This is a genomic window from Klebsiella sp. K5-306 (genome assembly GCF_051835185.1).
Classification (GTDB): Bacteria; Pseudomonadota; Gammaproteobacteria; order Enterobacterales; family Enterobacteriaceae; genus Klebsiella; species Klebsiella oxytoca.
Map to the genome: position 1 here is coordinate 19,873 of NZ_JAIFJY010000010.1, position 16,288 is coordinate 36,160.

Consider the following 16,288-nt stretch of genomic DNA (forward strand, 5'->3'; position numbering starts at 1 on the left):
GAAATTAACGCAAATAGTGTTCCGTCAGGGCGCACCACAGCGCGGCGCCTTTTAGCAACAGGGCATCGTTGAAGTCATATCCCGGGTTATGCACCATACAGCGATCCGCTTCATCCCCGGCTCCGATGGTGAAATAGCAGCCGTTCGGATTACGCTCGAGCATAAAAGCAAAATCTTCGCTGCCCATAAACGGCTTCACTTCGCCGACCAGGTCCTCGCCAAATAGCGAAGCCGCCACCTTCCGAACCATCTCATTGGCTGCCGGATCGTTTCTTAAAACCGGGCTGCCGTTAACGTGGGTAATGGTGGCGCTGGCGTTAAAGCTCTCGGCCTGAGCGACGGCAATATCGTGAATGCGCTGCAGTACGGTCTCGCGAACCTGTTCGTTTAAGGTGCGCACAGTGAGCTTCATTAAGGCCTTGTCATTGATAATATTTGGCGCATGCCCGGCCTGGATGCTGCCCACGGTCACGACAGCCGGTTCAAACGGCGTGATATTGCGGGAGACAATGGATTGCAGCGCCAGGGTGATATGGCAGGCCACCAGCGTAGCGTCGACGGTTTGCTCCGGCAGCGCGCCGTGTCCACCAACCCCTTTGACTTCAATATGGAGAGTGTCGGATGAGGCCATCATCGCCCCGTCGCGCAGACCTATTTTGCCTAACGGTTGTCCCGGCATATTATGCAGGCCAAAAATGGCATCGCAGGGAAACTGGTCGAACAGGCCGTCTTCGAGCATAACCCGGCCGCCGTAGAGCAGTTCCTCAGCCGGCTGAAAAATAAGCTGCAGCGTGCCGTTAAACTGCCGCGTGCGCGCCAGATATTCCGCGGCGTAAAGTAAGGTGGTGGTATGACCGTCGTGGCCGCAGCCATGAAAACGTCCCTCTATCTGGCTGGCCCACGCTTTGCCGCTCATCTCCTGCATCGGCAGCGCGTCCATATCCGCCCGAAGTCCCAACCGTTTTTGACCGTCGCCTGCGCGTAAGGTACCGACCACGCCGGTTCCCGCCAGACCACGATGGACCTGATAGCCCCACTCGCCGAGCAGTCGGGCCACCTCTTCGCTGGTTTTATGCTCTTCAAAACCGATTTCCGGCTGCTGGTGGAAACGGCGACGAAGAGCGACAAACTGCGCCTCATTAACCTGTAATGCCTCAATAATCGGGTGTGTCATTTTTATTATTCCTGTGTTGTGTTTGCACGACACTTTCGAGTTTATGCATCTATGGCGGCTTTAAAATGCGCTTTTTTGTTTTATAGTGACGGATTATTAATGAGTGTTTTTCATACAAAACGGTTATGACAAAAAACAACACGCTGTTTTTTGTCTTCAGGAGGCGGTGTGGATCATCATTCAGGCGACTTTCAGGTTACGGTTCGCGATATCCGCGAGTTGAGCCAGCAGGAAAACGAGACGCTGACGCTAATATGGCTGCTTGAGGGCAGCGTCGAACTCCGCGATGGCGAGTCGGGCCGGAACCTGCAGGCTGATGAACTGGCGATAGTGAATCGGCATCGCCGCTGGAGCCTGCACAGCAAGACGGCGAACGTCGTGATGGCGCTGTCGCTGAACGCTGGATGGCTGACCCGCCTCGACGGCGATTTTTTTGCCTCTGCCTACCAGAGCAGCAACGAAACCCGCGATGCCGAAGATACCCTGCGCTACCTGATGCGCCAGCTGCTGGTCCTAGGTCTGGTCAATCCGCAGGCCCACTACCGGCTGGAGGCCAACCGCTGGCTTAGCGAAATTGCTCTCCTGCTGGCGTCACGTTTCAGCCGTCCCCTCACCGCCCAGGCGCCTCGCGGAGCCGAACGCTGGAGCCAGCGAATAAATCGGGTAGTGGCGCGAATCGACGCCAACTATCAACGGCGCCTGTCGCTGCAGGAGATAGCCGCCGCCGAATTTGTTTCTGAGGCCTGGCTATCGCGTCTGTTCCGCAAAGAGGTGGGCGTCAGCTTTATGCAATACATCACCGGGCTTCGCCTGCGTAAAGCTACTGAGCAGTTGACGATGACGCGTAAATCGATACAGCAAATCGCTCAGCAACAGGGCTTTGCCAGCAGTCGGGTGATGAGCGACCTGTTTAAACGTGAACACGGTCTGACGCCGCGCCAGTTTCGCCATCAGCATCCGCAAACGGCGGTTGAATCCCCTCGTCCACGCGTTCAACGGGCTGAACTATGGCAACCGGTGTCTATAGACAGGCTATATTCCCGGCTCAATGCGCCGCAGATCAATGGGTTGGATAGCCCACCGCTGCGGCTCAATCCCCAGCAAACCCGTCATCTTGATGTGCGCCAGCTACCGTCGCGCGGTACGCCGCTGCGGCACACGCGCATCGTCGTTACCGTTCGGGAACTGGATGACCTGCTGCGCGAGGATGTCCGCCAGGAGCTCGAAGAACTGCACAACTCGCTGCCGATATTCGCCATCGACGTTCACGATCCGTTTCTCAGTAGCCGCCTGTTCGGTACCGGCTGGGACGATGCGCAGCTGGCCGGGTATGCGTGCTGGTATAACCTGCAGCGCATTTTTAGCTGGCTGGCGTCGATGGGCTGGGCGGTAATACTGCATGCCGGTATCACCACCCGCGGCGATCTGCTACAGCGTTTTCTGCGCCTGTCCGCCAACCATTTTCCACCGGCAACCCTCGCCAGCTGGCGTTTTGTCTGGCACTGGTCCCCGCAGGCCAGCGATGAGGCGCGCCAGCATGCCTGGCGGCAACAAAAAACGATCCTCCAGGCGCTTTCGCCGCAGTCGGCGCTGGGGATCTGGCACCGTTTTTCACAAAACGTGGAGGACGATCCCCTCTTCTGTTCACCGCTGCTGGCCGAGGCGGATTTTCTTGCCTGCCAGGCAGATGCGAATGAACTGCTGGATCTGGCGCAGATTGATAGCCAGAGGCTGGCCGCCAGCGAGAATTACCCGGTGCTTAAAATGCGCAAGCTCCACAGCGCGCTGCGCCAGCGGCAGCTGCTGTTACCGCTTTGGCTACTGTCGTGGAATACCCTGACCGGCGATACTCGCGACACCAACGGCCGTTTCTTTCGCGGCGCGCTACTGATGGATAATCTGCTGGGACTGGCAGACCAGGTGTGGCTGGCGGGGTTCTGGCTGAATTCCGGGCTGCAAGGGGAAGCCGGCGCTAACGGCAAGCTTGATACCTCCAGCCTGGCGCTGCACTATCTCCACGGTTTGCCGCGACCGGTGTATTGGGTCTTGTGGCTGTGGCGCAGGCTGCGGGGCGAAGTGGTGATTAACGAAAAAAATTTGCTGCTGCTGCGCGATAACGGCCATTACCAGTTGCTGCTGCGCAATACGGTGGTTTTCAATCCCTGGCTTTCCAGCGAGGAGGCGTTTATCCAGCGCTTTAGTCAGCCATGGAGCGTGCGCCTGCTCGGCCTTGATGGACGCTGGCGCATCAAACATCATCTCTTCGATCGGCATCATGGCGCGCTCTTTCCGCTTTTCGAGGCTTTTCGCAGCCAGAGCGGCCCGGATGAAGAAGAGTATCGCTGGCTGATGCACCAGGCGCGCCCGGCCCTGCGCGTGAGCGAAGAAACGCCCGCAAGCGATCGCTGGCAGCTCGTCGATTCGCTGGAGAGCAACGCGCTGGCGCTGTATGAATTTACGCCACTTAATGACATGAAGTGACAGTGTCACGCGGATGGTTACCATGACCTGCGGCGGCAGACAGGGACAAAGTTAAGGGTTTTGGATGCGCCCGGGCCGTCATCATGGTTAAACATTTGTAACTGGTAAGATATACTGATGTGAACTATCATCGGCGCATGATGACTCAATGGACTGAAAATACAGATGATTCCGGTTAATTCCTCAACGCTTGGCCGCTATGCCGCGCACGTCAGCCTGGTTCATACCATGAAAAGCCACAAAGCCCCGGCGCTCACGGTCATGATGATCTTTTCAGACCTGCTTATTCGTTCAACCGAAGATTCCTATCGTCTGCAAGGCTGGGAAATCACGCCGCAAAAAAGCGGCCTGGTGCTGCGTACGTATGTCGCGAACCATCCTGATGGCGGTCGTGCCGGCACGGCTCGCTGGAGAATCCGCAAATAAAAAGCTACCATGTGGCAAACGTCTGGGCGTCTGCGGCGCAGAGAAGCGCTATGCTTACGACAATACGTGCCCGCGAGCCGTTCTGCATTTGAATCGATGAAATTCATATTTGCGCTTCCCGTCTCTTCGCCTGTTGCCAAACGCAGGGTGAATTAAGAGGTATACTCGAAGTTAATAAGCGGTATGAATTTGAATTAGTTGGTCAAATAACCGACGCAACCATCGCTTACATTATCTCCATAAGCAATAAGGTGGTGGTAAATGTTATTTAATATTAATAAGATAGAGCCTTGCTCTATAATCAATAAGAAACTATGCGCCTGAAATTGTCTTCTCTCCTGGCAGCGGTGTCTATGCTGTACGGGCAAGCTTTTGCCGCGCCCGCCCTGCCTGCTAACACGGATATTCGCGATAGCGGTTTTGTTTATTGCGTAAGCGGCCAGGTTAACACCTTCAACCCACAAAAGGTCAGCAGCGGTCTGATTGTCGATACTCTTGCCGCCCAGCTGTACGACCGACTGCTTGATGTTGACCCCTATACCTACCGCCTGGTCCCGGAACTGGCAGAAAGCTGGGAGGTGCTGGATAACGGCGCCACCTACCGCTTCCACCTGCGAAACAACGTGCCGTTCCAGACCACCACCTGGTTTAAGCCGACCCGCAATTTCAACGCTGACGACGTGATTTTTACCTTTGGCCGGATTTTTAACCGCGACCATCCGTGGCACAACGTGAACGGCAGCAGCTTCCCCTATTTCGATAGCTTACAGTTCGCCGACAGCGTCGAAAGCGTGCGTAAGCTGGATAACCACACCGTTGAATTTCGCCTCAAACGACCGGATGCTTCCTTCCTGTGGCACCTGGCTACCCACTACGCCTCGGTGATGTCGGCGGAGTATGCCGCAAAGCTGGCCCAGAGCGATCGTCAGGAGCTGATCGATCGTCAACCTGTTGGCACCGGCCCGTTCCAGCTTGAGGAATACCGCAGCGGGCAATATATTCGTCTGCAGCGCCACCCGGCCTACTGGCGAGGTAAACCGCTGATGCCGCAGGTGGTGGTCGATCTGGGCTCCGGCGGTACCGGACGACTGTCAAAACTGCTGACCGGCGAGTGTGATGTGCTGGCCTGGCCGGCTGCGAGCCAGCTCTCTATTCTGCGCGACGACCCGCGCCTTCGCCTGACCCTGCGCCCGGGAATGAACATCGCCTGGCTGGCGTTCAATACCGCTAAGCCGCCGCTCGATAATCCGGAGGTCCGTCACGCGCTGGCGTTGGCCATCAATAATCAGCGTCTGATGCAGTCAATCTATTACGGAACGGCGGAAACCGCAGCTTCAATGCTGCCTCGCGCCTCTTGGGCCTATGATAACGACGCCAGAATCACCGAATATAATCCTGCGGAAGCTCGCGCCAGGCTTAAAGCGCTGGGGCTGGAACAGCTGACGCTTAAACTATGGGTCCCGACCAGTTCGCAGGCCTGGAACCCCAGCCCCCTGAAAACCGCCGAGCTTATCCAGGCGGATATGGCGCAAATTGGCGTGAAGGTGATCATTGTGCCGGTCGAAGGGCGTTTTCAGGAAGCCAGATTAATGGATATGAGTCATGATCTGACGCTTTCCGGCTGGGCAACGGACAGTAACGATCCGGACAGCTTCTTCCGTCCGCTATTGAGCTGCGCGGCGATTGCCTCACAAACCAACTATGCTCACTGGTGTCATCGTGAATTCGACGACGTGCTGCAAAAAGCGCTGACATCCCAGCAGCTGGCTTCGCGCATTGAAGCTTATAAAGAGGCCCAACGCATTCTTGCTGATGAACTGCCGGTACTGCCGCTGGCTTCCTCCCTGCGTCTTCAGGCCTATCGTTACGACATGAAAGGCCTGGTGCTGAGTCCGTTTGGCAACGCCTCTTTTGCCGGGGTCTCGCGGGAAAAAGAAGACGAGGTGCAAAAACCATGATTATTTTTACCCTGCGTCGCCTGCTGCTGCTGCTGATTACGCTCTTTCTGCTGACGTTTGTCGGTTTTAGCCTGAGCTATTTTACGCCTCACGCGCCGCTGCAGGGCGCCTCGCTGTGGAACGCCTGGTGGTTCTGGTTTGAGGGCGTGCTGCACTGGGATTTTGGCGTCTCCAGCATCAACGGGCAGCCAATCTCCGAGCAGCTTAAAGAGGTATTCCCTGCCACGATGGAGCTGTGTATCCTCGCCTTCGGCTTCGCGCTGGTAATCGGAATCCCCGTCGGCATGCTGGCGGGGATTATGCGCAACAAATGGCAAGATACCCTGATTAGCGCCCTGGCGCTGCTGGGCTTCTCGATCCCCGTATTCTGGCTGGCGTTGCTGTTGACCCTGTTTTTCTCCCTCACCCTGGGCTGGTTCCCGGTCTCCGGGCGCTTCGACCTGCTGTACGAAGTGAAATCGGTCACCGGCTTTGCGCTGATCGACGCGTGGCTTTCCGATTCGCCGTGGCGTCATGAAATGATCGTCAGCGCGGCGCGCCATATGGTGCTGCCGGTGCTGACCCTCGCAGTGGCGCCGACAACGGAAGTGATCCGTCTGATGCGCATCAGCACCAGCGAAGTGTACGACACCAACTATGTCAAAGCTGCGGCCACCCGTGGCGTATCGCGGCGGACGATTTTACACCGTCACGTACTGCATAACGCCCTGCCGCCGGTGATCCCGCGCCTGGGTCTGCAGTTTTCCACCATGCTAACGCTGGCGATGATTACCGAAATGGTCTTTAGCTGGCCGGGACTGGGCCGCTGGCTCATTAACGCCATTCGCCAACAGGACTACGCCGCAATCTCAGCGGGCGTGATGGTCATCGGCGCGCTGGTGATTATTGTGAACGTGATATCCGATATTTTGGGGGCTATGGCTAACCCACTGAAACATAAGGAATGGTATGCCCTACGATAGCGTCTATCTGGAGAAGCGCCCGCCGGGTGCGCTGCGCACCGTTTGGCGAAAATTCTATGGCGATACTACCGCTATGATCGGCCTGTACGGCTGCGCGGCGCTGGTGCTACTGTGCGTTTTCGGCAGCTGGTTCGCGCCTTACGGTATCGATCAGCAGTTCCTTGGCTATCAACTGCTGCCGCCGTCATGGTCGCGCTACGGCGAAGTCTCGTTCTTTCTTGGTACCGACGATCTGGGCCGCGACGTTCTTAGCCGCCTGCTGAGCGGCGCGGCGCCAACGGTCGGCGGCGCGTTTGTGGTGACGCTGGGCGCTACCCTACTGGGTCTGGTGCTTGGCGTGATTGCCGGTGCGACCCACGGCCTGCGCTCGGCGGTAATGAACCATATTCTCGATACCCTGCTGTCGATCCCGTCACTGCTGCTGGCCATCATCGTGGTCGCCTTCGCCGGACCTCACCTCAGCCACGCGATGTTCGCCGTCTGGCTGGCGCTTCTGCCGCGCATGGTACGCTCGGTTTACAGCATGGTGCACGACGAGCTGGAAAAAGAGTATGTTATCGCCGCCCGCCTTGACGGAGCGTCAACCCTGAATATTTTATGGTTCGCGGTACTGCCAAATATTACCTCTGGGCTGGTTACGGAGATCACCCGAGCGCTATCGATGGCGATTCTGGATATCGCCGCGCTGGGTTTCCTCGACCTCGGCGCTCAGCTACCTTCCCCGGAGTGGGGAGCGATGCTCGGCGACGCGCTGGAGCTGATTTACGTTGCGCCGTGGACGGTGATGCTGCCGGGCGCGGCCATTATGATTAGCGTCCTGCTGGTTAACCTGCTGGGCGACGGGATCCGCCGCGCAATTATCGCCGGGGTGGAATAATGCCGTTACTCGATATCCGAAATTTAACCATTGAATTCAAAACCAACGAAGGTTGGGTGAAAGCCGTCGATCGCGTCAGCCTGACCCTCGCTGAGGGGGAAATTCGCGGCCTGGTCGGAGAATCCGGCTCGGGTAAAAGCTTAATTGCCAAAGCGATTTGCGGCGTCACCAAAGACAACTGGCGGGTGACCGCCGACCGTATGCGTTTCGACGATATCGATCTGCTGCGTCTCTCAGTGCGCGAACGGCGTAAACTGGTGGGCCACAACGTCTCGATGATTTTTCAGGAGCCGCAATCCTGTCTCGATCCTTCCGAACGTATCGGCGAACAACTCACGCAGAATATCCCCGGCTGGACCTTTAAAGGCCGCTGGTGGCAACGTTTTGGCTGGCGCAAGCGGCGCGCCATTGAGCTCTTGCACCGCGTGGGGATTAAAGACCATAAAGATGCGATGCGCAGCTTCCCCTACGAGCTGACGGATGGTGAGTGTCAGAAGGTCATGATCGCCATCGCACTGGCTAACCAGCCGCGGCTGCTGATCGCCGATGAACCGACTAACGCCATGGAGCCGACAACACAGGCGCAAATCATCCGCCTGCTGACGCGGCTGAACCAAAACAACAACACCACGATTTTGTTGATCAGTCACGATATGCAGATGCTCAGTAAATGGGCGGACAAAATTAACGTCATGTACTGCGGGCAGACGGTGGAAACCGCGCCGAGCGAGGAGCTGGTGACGATTCCTCATCATCCCTATACCCAGGCGCTGATTCGGGCGATTCCCGATTTCGGCAGCGCCATGCCGCACAAAAGTCGGCTCAATACCTTGCCGGGCGCTATTCCGCTGCTCGAACAGCTGCCTATCGGCTGCCGGCTCGGGCCGCGCTGCCCTTACGCCCAGCGTGAATGTATTGAAACGCCCCGGCTGGTGGGCGCGCGCAACCACCTCTATGCCTGTCACTTCCCGCTGAACATGGAGAAAGAGTGAAATGGTCGAAACATTGCTTGAAGTACGCAATCTGAGTAAGACCTTTCGCTACCGCACCGGCTGGTTTCACCGGCAAACGGTAGAGGCGGTTAAGCCGTTAAGCTTTACCCTGCGCGAGCGCCAGACTCTGGCGATTATCGGCGAAAACGGCTCCGGCAAATCGACGCTGGCGAAAATGCTAGCCGGGATGGTCGAACCCAGCACAGGCGAACTGCTGATTGATGACCATCCGCTGGCGTTTGGAGATTTCTCTTTCCGCAGCCAGAAGATTCGCATGATTTTTCAGGATCCGTCGACCTCGCTCAATCCACGGCAGCGAATTTCGCAAATCCTCGATTTCCCTCTGCGTCTCAATACCGACCTCGAACCCGAGGCGCGGCAGAAGCAGATTATCGAAACGTTACGCATGGTTGGTCTGCTGCCGGACCACGTCAGCTATTATCCGCATATGCTGGCACCGGGCCAAAAACAGCGTCTGGGCCTGGCGCGGGCGCTAATCCTGCGCCCGAAAGTGATCGTCTGCGATGAAGCGCTGGCGTCGCTGGATATGTCAATGCGCTCTCAACTGATTAACCTGATGCTGGAGCTGCAGGAAAAACAGGGTATCTCCTACATTTACGTTACCCAGCATTTGGGCATGATGAAGCACATCAGCGATCAGGTGCTGGTGATGCACCAGGGTGAAGTGGTCGAACGCGGCAGCACCGCCGACGTACTGGCCTCTCCGCTGCACGATCTGACAAAACGTCTGATTGCCGGCCATTTCGGCGAGGCGCTGACCGCCGATGCCTGGCGTAAAGACGGTAAATAATCCGAGGCGAAAATTGCGATGATTGTTCCGGTTCAGTTTTCTACCCTGCCGGTCACGCCGTGGAAAAACGGCGGTGGGGAAACGCGTGAAATTGTCAGCGTTGCCTCGCCAGATGCGCCGTTTCTCTGGCGCGCCAGTATCGCTACGCTGGAAAAGGATGGCCCGTTTTCTCCTTTTCCCGGCGTTGACCGGGTCATCACCCTTCTTGAGGGCCAGCCGCTGTGGCTACGGGGCGACAATATTGCTCAGCGCCTGATGCTCTGGCAGCCATGGGCTTTTGCCGGCGAATGGCCTCTTGCCAGCGAAGGCATTAGCGGACGCGGTCTCGATTTCAATATTATGACCCAGCGCGCGCGTGCCGCCTCGCGGGTAAGCGTCGTCGCTGAGCCGCGGCGGCCCGGCGCGGAGGGTATCGCATGGGTTCTGCGGGGCCACTGGCGGATGGCGGATACGATTTACCAGGCCGGCTCGGGGATCTGGTGGCAGAATCAACCGCCTGGCGAGCTGATCCCGCACTCTGAGGACGCCCGGCTTTTACTGGCGGAAATCGAGCGCCGCTAACCCCAGATCGCCGCAATATCAGATGGTATACTCTTGTACGCACGGTAGCCAAAGCGCGCCAGACCGTGGCAAATGGCAGAAAAATATCGTGACACAAGGGGTCGTCAGTGGGATATAATTCCCGGCTAAATTTGAGTTATTTTGAAATAACAACGCTAACCAGATGATTGTTAAAGTAAAAATACGCAATAACGATAAGGATTAAAAGCTATGGGTTTTCTTTCCGGTAAGCGCATTCTGTTGACTGGCCTTGCCAGCAAACTGTCCATCGCCTGGGGCATCGCGCAAGCAATGCACCGTGAAGGGGCTGAACTGGCGTTCACCTATCAGAACGAAAAACTGAAAGGTCGTGTGGAAGAATTTGCCGCCGCGCTGGGTTCTAACATTGTCCTGCCGTGCGATGTGGCGGAAGACGAGAGCATCGAGTCTCTGTTCACCGAGCTGGCAAAAGTATGGCCTAAGTTTGACGGTTTCGTACACTCTATCGGCTATGCTCCGGCAGATCAGCTGGACGGCGACTACGTTAATGCGGTTACCCGCGACGGTTTCAAAATCGCTCACGATATCAGCGCCTACAGCTTTGTGGCGATGGCGAAAGCCTGCCGCGGTATGCTGAACCCGGGCTCCGCCCTGCTGACGCTCTCCTACCTGGGCGCAGAGCGCGCCATCCCGAACTACAACGTGATGGGTCTGGCGAAAGCCTCCCTCGAAGCTAACGTCCGCTACATGGCTAACGCCATGGGTCCGGAAGGCGTGCGCGTTAACGCCATCTCTGCCGGTCCAATCCGTACCCTGGCGGCTTCCGGTATCAAAGATTTCCGTAAAATGCTGGCGCACTGCGAAGCGGTCACTCCGATCCGTCGCACCGTCACCACTGAAGACGTGGGTAACAGCGCAGCATTCCTGTGCTCCGACCTGTCTGCCGGCATCTCCGGCGAAGTCGTTCACGTTGACGGCGGCTTCAACATCGCCGCCATGAACGAGCTGGAAATCAAATAAGTTGTTCACCCTCCTCGCGTCCGTGAGGAGGGGTCTTTTCTGCATATTTACCCTTCTGTTATTCCAATCCGCTATTTGTTAGCACGTATCAATATTTTCTCCTGCACCAGGGTTAAGCCAGGATAGTTCCGCATAGCATGACCGCGAAACGGCGGTTTGCCACATACCGAACAAGGAACGCCCATGGAGCAACGCCGCGTTTACGGCAAAAACCACTGGTATCATGAGACCCAGTCAACAATCTGCCCGGTGGATGTATTGCCGCTCGTCCCTGAAGCCGCCCATGTCGAAGATCGTTTTCTCCTCGATCTCACGCTACCTGAAGATCTGCTTAAGGCGCATGCGTGCTGGCTGGCCCCCGCCAGACGGCTGGCTGATGCCCTGTTCCCCGCTTCTGTGAGCGTAAATCGTCTACAGACATTTAGCGCCTATGACCGGCTTAGCACGGCGCTGACCGTCGCCCAGGTTTATGGCGTTCAGCGGCTATGCAATCACTACGCAGCCCGCCTGGCGCCGCTTCCCGGCCCGGACTCCTCGCGTGAAAGCAATCGACGCCTGGCGCAAATTACCCAATACGCCCGCCAGCTGGCGAGCTCTCCTTCACTGATCAACGCGCTCTCCCGCAGCCAGCTTGACGAAGTCGGCCTGACCAGTCGCGACATTATTCTTATCAATCAGATTATTGGCTTTATCGGCTTCCAGGCGCGCGCTATCGCCGCCTTTCACGCCGCGCTGGGTTACCCGGTGCGCTGGATCCCCGGGATGCCGCAGCAGGAAGATGCGCCAGAGGCGCTTTTCGTTGCCCGAGAGAGCGACTGGCGGCCCGGACTCGACGACTCAGATTTACGCTATGCCGATGATGAGCGTCAGTCGCTGCTGGCAAAATGGCAAAAGTATCCCGGCCTGTTTGAACTGGCACCGCTGCTGGCGACCCAGGAACCGCCGCTGGATCTGCAGGAACTGCTCCTGAGCCACCTCAGCGATCAGCCGCCGTTCGCCGCTCAGGTGGCGCTGATCGCTGCGCGGATTAACGGCAGCATCAGCTGCTTCAACGCCTGGGCCTCGCGATGTCCGGATTTTGCCGATGCTTTACGCGTTATCGTTCCTGATGCGCAGTCGCGCAGAGAAGAGCATGTCATCGAGCACCGGCTTTTACAGTCCGTACAGCTTTTAACCCGCTCCCCTGACCGTTTTAGCGCCGCCCACCTAAGCCCATTGACGGAATGCGGGCTTTCCCGCACCGCCGCCATCGATCTTCTCGCCTGGTGCGGGCTATGCGGTTGGATGAATCGTCTGAAAATCGCCCTCGGCAATGGATGTCAGCAGACGTAAAATGCTGAAACAGCGCTTGCTGCGGCAGGCATATTCGCGTAAAAATGTCAGCCGCTCTTTTAGCCACGAAAATAAGAAATTATGTTTCAGGACAACCCGCTGCTAGCGCAGCTTAAACAGCAACTGCATTCCCAGACTCCGCGCGTTGAAGGGGTCGTTAAAGGGACGGAAAAAGGGTTTGGCTTCCTCGAAGTCGACTCTCAGAAAAGCTATTTCATTCCGCCGCCGCAAATGAAAAAAGTCATGCATGGCGATCGTATTATTGCCGTGGTCAATACTGAAAAAGAACGCGAAAGCGCTGAGCCGGAAGAACTGGTTGAGCCGTTCCTGACGCGTTTTGTCGGCAAAGTTCATAAGAAAGACGACCGTCTTTCCATCGTTCCTGACCATCCGCTGCTGAAAGATGCCATCCCCTGCCGCGCTGCTCGCGGCGTAGAGCATGATTTTAAAGAGGGTGACTGGGCCGTTGCCGAAATGCGCCGTCATCCGCTGAAAGGTGACCGCGGTTTCTACGCTGAGCTCACCCAGTACATTACCTTCGGCGACGATCATTTCGCACCATGGTGGGTCACCCTGGCGCGCCATAATCTGGAAAAAGAAGCGCCGGATGGGGTAGCGACCGAGATGCTTGATGAGGGTCTGGAACGCCGCGATTTAACGGCGCTGACTTTCGTGACCATCGACAGCGCCAGCACCGAAGATATGGACGATGCGCTGTACGCCGAGCTGGCCGCTGACGGTAAGCTGCACCTGACTGTCGCCATCGCCGATCCAACCGCCTGGATTGCCGAAGGCAGCAAGCTGGACAATACGGCAAAAATTCGCGCCTTTACCAACTATCTACCGGGCTTCAACATTCCGATGCTGCCGCGCGAACTCTCTGATGACCTCTGCTCCCTGCGCCCCAACGAAGTTCGTCCGGTTCTGGCCTGCCGTATGATCCTGGCTGCTGACGGGGCCATCGAAGACGATATTCAGTTCTTCGCGGCGACCATCGAATCGAAAGCGAAGCTGGCCTACGATGATGTGTCCGACTGGCTGGAAAATAACGGCGGCTGGCAGCCGGAGAGCGAGATAATCGCGCAGCAAATTAACCTGCTGCACGATGCCTGCCTGCGCCGTAGCGAATGGCGCAAAAACCACGCGCTGGTGTTCAAGGACCGTCCGGATTATCGCTTTGTGCTGGGCGAAAAAGGCGAAGTGCTGGATATCGTTGCCGAACCGCGTCGTATCGCTAATCGCATCGTTGAAGAGTCGATGATTGCCGCCAACATCTGCGCCGCCCGCGTGCTGCGCGATAAGCTCGGTTTCGGCGTGTATAACGTCCATACCGGATTCGATCCGGCCAATACCGAGCAGCTCGCGGCCTTGCTGAAAACCCACGATGTTCACGTTGATCCGGTGGAAGTACTGACGCTGGAGGGCTTCTGCAAACTGCGTCGCGAACTGGACGCGCAGCCGTCCGGTTTCCTCGACAGCCGTATTCGCCGTTTCCAGTCCTTTGCCGAAATCAGCACCGAGCCGGGCCCGCACTTTGGCCTGGGTCTGGAAGCCTATGCAACCTGGACCTCCCCAATCCGTAAGTACGGCGATATGATCAACCATCGTCTGCTGAAAGCGATTATCAAAGGGGAAACCATCTCTCGTCCGCAGGATGACGTTGCGGTGCAAATGGCGGAACGTCGCCGCCTCAACCGCATGGCGGAGCGCGACGTCGGCGACTGGCTGTACGCCCGCTATCTGAAGCCGCAGGCCGGCACTAATACTCGCTTTGCTGCTGAAATTATCGATGTCAGCCGCGGCGGTATGCGTGTTCGACTGGTTGATAACGGCGCGGTTGCCTTTATCCCGGCCCCATTCCTCCACGCCGTACGCGATGAGCTGGTTTGCAGCCAGGAAAGCGGTACCGTGCAAATTAAAGGCGAGGTCGTATATAAGGTGACGGATGTTATCGATGTCACGATTGCCGAAGTCCGCATGGAAACCCGTAGCGTGATTGCGCGCCCTGCCGCCTGATAGACTGTTCAATGCGGCTCCCTTACCCGGAGCCGCGTTTTAGCCCTTCCCGTAGGTGTTCCGCGCGTTGTCCGCTAATTATCGTCGATGAGTAAAGTTGTGCGTTTATTTCGCTTCTCTTTTTCATCCGTTTTTAGCATCATTGATTTTATTCACATTTGTAACCAGGATAACGCCATGTCAGATCTGAATGCTCGCCTGCTCGCCCAACGTATCGATACCGTGCTGGATATTCTGGTTGCCGGGGATTATCACTCCGCGATCCATAACCTCGAAATTCTGAAAGCTGAACTCCAGGCGCTTTCGAACGACGAACAGGAAAACAAACCCGGCCAGCCTAAGGCCCCGTGGGAAATTTGATAATCTACACCGCCGCAATCGGGCATCCTGGCCCGATCGCTCGCCCAAACAGCCCTTAACTGCGAAGTTGCTATGAACGCCCGACAACAAAGTATTTTGCAAATGGTCATCGATAAAGGCCGTATGAGCGTGGCCGATCTCGCGAAAATGACCGGTGTCTCTGAAGTCACCATTCGCCAGGATTTAAACTCATTAGAAAAGCAGAGCTACCTGCGACGTACCCACGGCTTCGCCGTTCCGCTGGACAGCGAAGATGTGGAAACTCGCATGATGACCCATTTCGCCATTAAGCGAGAGCTGGCTGCGCGGGCCGCTACGCTCGTCTCCACCGGGGAAACGGTATTTATCGAAAACGGCAGCTGCAACGCCCTGCTCGCCCGTACGCTCGCCGAGCGCGGCGATATCACTATCATCACCGTCAGCAGCTATATCGCTCACCTACTGAAAGAGACGCCCGGAGAAGTGATCCTACTGGGTGGAATCTACCAGAAGCGCAGCGAAAGCATGGTTGGTCCTCTCACGCGGCAGTTTATTCAGCAGGTTCACTTCAGCAAGGCCTTTATCGGCATCGACGGCTGGCAGGCCGAAACCGGATTTACCGGACGAGATATGATGCGCGCCGATGTGGTGAACGCGGTGCTTGAAAAGGGCTGTGAGGCGATTGTGCTGAGCGATAGCTCGAAGTTCAACGTTGTGCACCCATATCCGCTCGGGCCGATCGGCCGATTCAACCGCATTATTACCGATGACAATCTAAACGATGCCGTGCATAACCAGTTAACGCAGTGCGGCTTAACCGTAAATATCGTCAACCATCCCTGATCGTTCTCCCTGCTTTGCCTTCAGTATGCCGGGCCGTACCCGGCATAGCTCTCGTCTGAGACTTATCTGACCGCTGAATTCAGACTTTTTACCTGCCTGAAAAATTTATTGAAAGTAGAATTAATGTTAGCGATATAACAGGAAGTAACTATCACCTGCGTGAATAGAGCAACACCTGCACAACTAAAGCTTCATGGAATACTCCCCGAGCTGGCGTAACAAGCTATGCTTAAGGGAAGTTGTATCCATGAATAGATTATTCAGGAGAAAAAAAATGATGACTTCAATGAACAAAAAAATGGCCGCTGTGGTTCTGGCCGTCACTGTTGCAATGTCTCTGAGCGCTTGTTCGAACTGGTCTAAACGCGATCGTAATACCGCTATCGGCGCAGGCGCCGGTGCGCTCGGTGGCGCGGTGCTTACCGATGGCAGCACCCTGGGTACCCTGGGCGGCGCGGCAGTCGGCGGTATTATTGGCCACCAGGTAGGTAAATAATTTAAACGCAAGCAATTAAAT

The 16,288-nt window shown here is 56.6% G+C and carries 15 protein-coding genes; 14 read left to right on the forward strand and 1 reads right to left on the reverse strand.

Annotated elements, in window-relative coordinates; genetic code table 11:
- Positions 1–4: 4 nt before the first annotated feature.
- The gene (locus K2184_RS16040; protein WP_163525048.1) at positions 5–1,174 is read right to left on the reverse strand and encodes a M20 aminoacylase family protein; all 1,170 of its coding nucleotides are present in this window, start codon (positions 1,172–1,174) and stop codon (positions 5–7) included.
- Between the two features lie 168 nt (positions 1,175–1,342).
- Between K2184_RS16040 and K2184_RS16045 the strand changes: the two genes are divergently transcribed.
- The 14 genes from K2184_RS16045 to osmB all read left to right on the forward strand — a co-directional run bounded on the left by K2184_RS16045 (position 1,343) and on the right by osmB (position 16,267).
- The gene (locus K2184_RS16045) at positions 1,343–3,655 is read left to right on the forward strand and encodes a helix-turn-helix domain-containing protein (protein ID WP_163525050.1); all 2,313 of its coding nucleotides are present in this window, start codon (positions 1,343–1,345) and stop codon (positions 3,653–3,655) included.
- A gap of 165 nt (positions 3,656–3,820) precedes the next feature.
- Positions 3,821–4,081, forward strand: coding sequence for a hypothetical protein (locus K2184_RS16050; RefSeq protein WP_163525052.1), 261 nt, complete (start codon positions 3,821–3,823; stop codon positions 4,079–4,081).
- Between the two features lie 314 nt (positions 4,082–4,395).
- Positions 4,396–6,039, forward strand: a complete 1,644-nt coding sequence (gene sapA / locus K2184_RS16055) for an ABC transporter substrate-binding protein SapA (RefSeq protein WP_163525054.1) — start codon at positions 4,396–4,398, stop codon at positions 6,037–6,039.
- Positions 6,036–7,001, forward strand: coding sequence for a putrescine export ABC transporter permease SapB (gene sapB / locus K2184_RS16060; protein WP_004101442.1), 966 nt, complete (start codon positions 6,036–6,038; stop codon positions 6,999–7,001). The genes sapA and sapB overlap by 4 nt, the downstream gene beginning before the upstream one ends.
- Positions 6,988–7,878, forward strand: a complete 891-nt coding sequence (gene sapC, locus K2184_RS16065; protein WP_004101427.1) for a putrescine export ABC transporter permease SapC — start codon at positions 6,988–6,990, stop codon at positions 7,876–7,878. Before sapB ends, sapC begins: the two co-directional genes overlap by 14 nt.
- Positions 7,878–8,870 carry a putrescine export ABC transporter ATP-binding protein SapD gene (sapD, locus tag K2184_RS16070; RefSeq protein ID WP_004101425.1) on the forward strand — a complete coding sequence of 331 codons (993 nt, stop codon included), beginning with the start codon at positions 7,878–7,880 and terminating at the stop codon, positions 8,868–8,870. The genes sapC and sapD overlap by 1 nt, the downstream gene beginning before the upstream one ends.
- 1 nt (position 8,871) lies before the next feature.
- Positions 8,872–9,681, forward strand: coding sequence for a putrescine export ABC transporter ATP-binding protein SapF (sapF, locus tag K2184_RS16075; RefSeq protein WP_004101423.1), 810 nt, complete (start codon positions 8,872–8,874; stop codon positions 9,679–9,681).
- An 18-nt stretch (positions 9,682–9,699) separates the two neighbouring features.
- The gene (locus tag K2184_RS16080; RefSeq protein WP_004112447.1) at positions 9,700–10,242 is read left to right on the forward strand and encodes a HutD/Ves family protein; all 543 of its coding nucleotides are present in this window, start codon (positions 9,700–9,702) and stop codon (positions 10,240–10,242) included.
- 210 nt (positions 10,243–10,452) lie between these two features.
- Positions 10,453–11,241: an enoyl-ACP reductase FabI gene (gene fabI / locus K2184_RS16085; protein ID WP_004101419.1), complete on the forward strand. Its 789-nt coding sequence runs from the start codon at positions 10,453–10,455 to the stop codon at positions 11,239–11,241.
- A gap of 183 nt (positions 11,242–11,424) precedes the next feature.
- Complete coding sequence (locus K2184_RS16090; RefSeq protein ID WP_115239653.1) at positions 11,425–12,573, forward strand: carboxymuconolactone decarboxylase family protein; 1,149 nt, start codon at positions 11,425–11,427, stop codon at positions 12,571–12,573.
- Between the two features lie 81 nt (positions 12,574–12,654).
- Positions 12,655–14,589 (forward strand): exoribonuclease II, encoded by a 1,935-nt coding sequence (locus K2184_RS16095; protein WP_016808529.1) that lies wholly within the window; start codon positions 12,655–12,657, stop codon positions 14,587–14,589.
- A 177-nt stretch (positions 14,590–14,766) separates the two neighbouring features.
- Complete coding sequence (locus K2184_RS16100) at positions 14,767–14,949, forward strand: YciZ family protein (protein ID WP_004101405.1); 183 nt, start codon at positions 14,767–14,769, stop codon at positions 14,947–14,949.
- Between the two features lie 72 nt (positions 14,950–15,021).
- Positions 15,022–15,771, forward strand: a complete 750-nt coding sequence (yciT, locus tag K2184_RS16105) for a DNA-binding transcriptional regulator YciT (protein ID WP_064372495.1) — start codon at positions 15,022–15,024, stop codon at positions 15,769–15,771.
- Positions 15,772–16,048: 277 nt separating this feature from the next.
- The gene (osmB, locus tag K2184_RS16110) at positions 16,049–16,267 is read left to right on the forward strand and encodes an osmotically-inducible lipoprotein OsmB (protein WP_004139496.1); all 219 of its coding nucleotides are present in this window, start codon (positions 16,049–16,051) and stop codon (positions 16,265–16,267) included.
- Positions 16,268–16,288 lie beyond the last annotated feature (21 nt).

Excerpts from the sequence above, each read along its gene's own strand:
- K2184_RS16095 (WP_016808529.1), top strand. The coding sequence starts at position 12,655 with ATGTTTCAGGACAACCCGCTGCTAGCGCAGCTTAAACAGCAACTGCAT.
- sapA (WP_163525054.1), top strand. The coding sequence starts at position 4,396 with ATGCGCCTGAAATTGTCTTCTCTCCTGGCAGCGGTGTCTATGCTGTAC.
- K2184_RS16080 (WP_004112447.1), top strand. The coding sequence starts at position 9,700 with ATGATTGTTCCGGTTCAGTTTTCTACCCTGCCGGTCACGCCGTGGAAA.
- osmB (WP_004139496.1), top strand. The coding sequence starts at position 16,049 with ATGACTTCAATGAACAAAAAAATGGCCGCTGTGGTTCTGGCCGTCACT.
- K2184_RS16090 (WP_115239653.1), top strand. The coding sequence starts at position 11,425 with ATGGAGCAACGCCGCGTTTACGGCAAAAACCACTGGTATCATGAGACC.
- sapF (WP_004101423.1), top strand. The coding sequence starts at position 8,872 with ATGGTCGAAACATTGCTTGAAGTACGCAATCTGAGTAAGACCTTTCGC.
- K2184_RS16100 (WP_004101405.1), top strand. The coding sequence starts at position 14,767 with ATGTCAGATCTGAATGCTCGCCTGCTCGCCCAACGTATCGATACCGTG.
- fabI (WP_004101419.1), top strand. The coding sequence starts at position 10,453 with ATGGGTTTTCTTTCCGGTAAGCGCATTCTGTTGACTGGCCTTGCCAGC.
- K2184_RS16040 (WP_163525048.1), bottom strand. The coding sequence starts at position 1,174 with ATGACACACCCGATTATTGAGGCATTACAGGTTAATGAGGCGCAGTTT.
- yciT (WP_064372495.1), top strand. The coding sequence starts at position 15,022 with ATGAACGCCCGACAACAAAGTATTTTGCAAATGGTCATCGATAAAGGC.
- sapD (WP_004101425.1), top strand. The coding sequence starts at position 7,878 with ATGCCGTTACTCGATATCCGAAATTTAACCATTGAATTCAAAACCAAC.
- K2184_RS16050 (WP_163525052.1), top strand. The coding sequence starts at position 3,821 with ATGATTCCGGTTAATTCCTCAACGCTTGGCCGCTATGCCGCGCACGTC.
- sapB (WP_004101442.1), top strand. The coding sequence starts at position 6,036 with ATGATTATTTTTACCCTGCGTCGCCTGCTGCTGCTGCTGATTACGCTC.
- sapC (WP_004101427.1), top strand. The coding sequence starts at position 6,988 with ATGCCCTACGATAGCGTCTATCTGGAGAAGCGCCCGCCGGGTGCGCTG.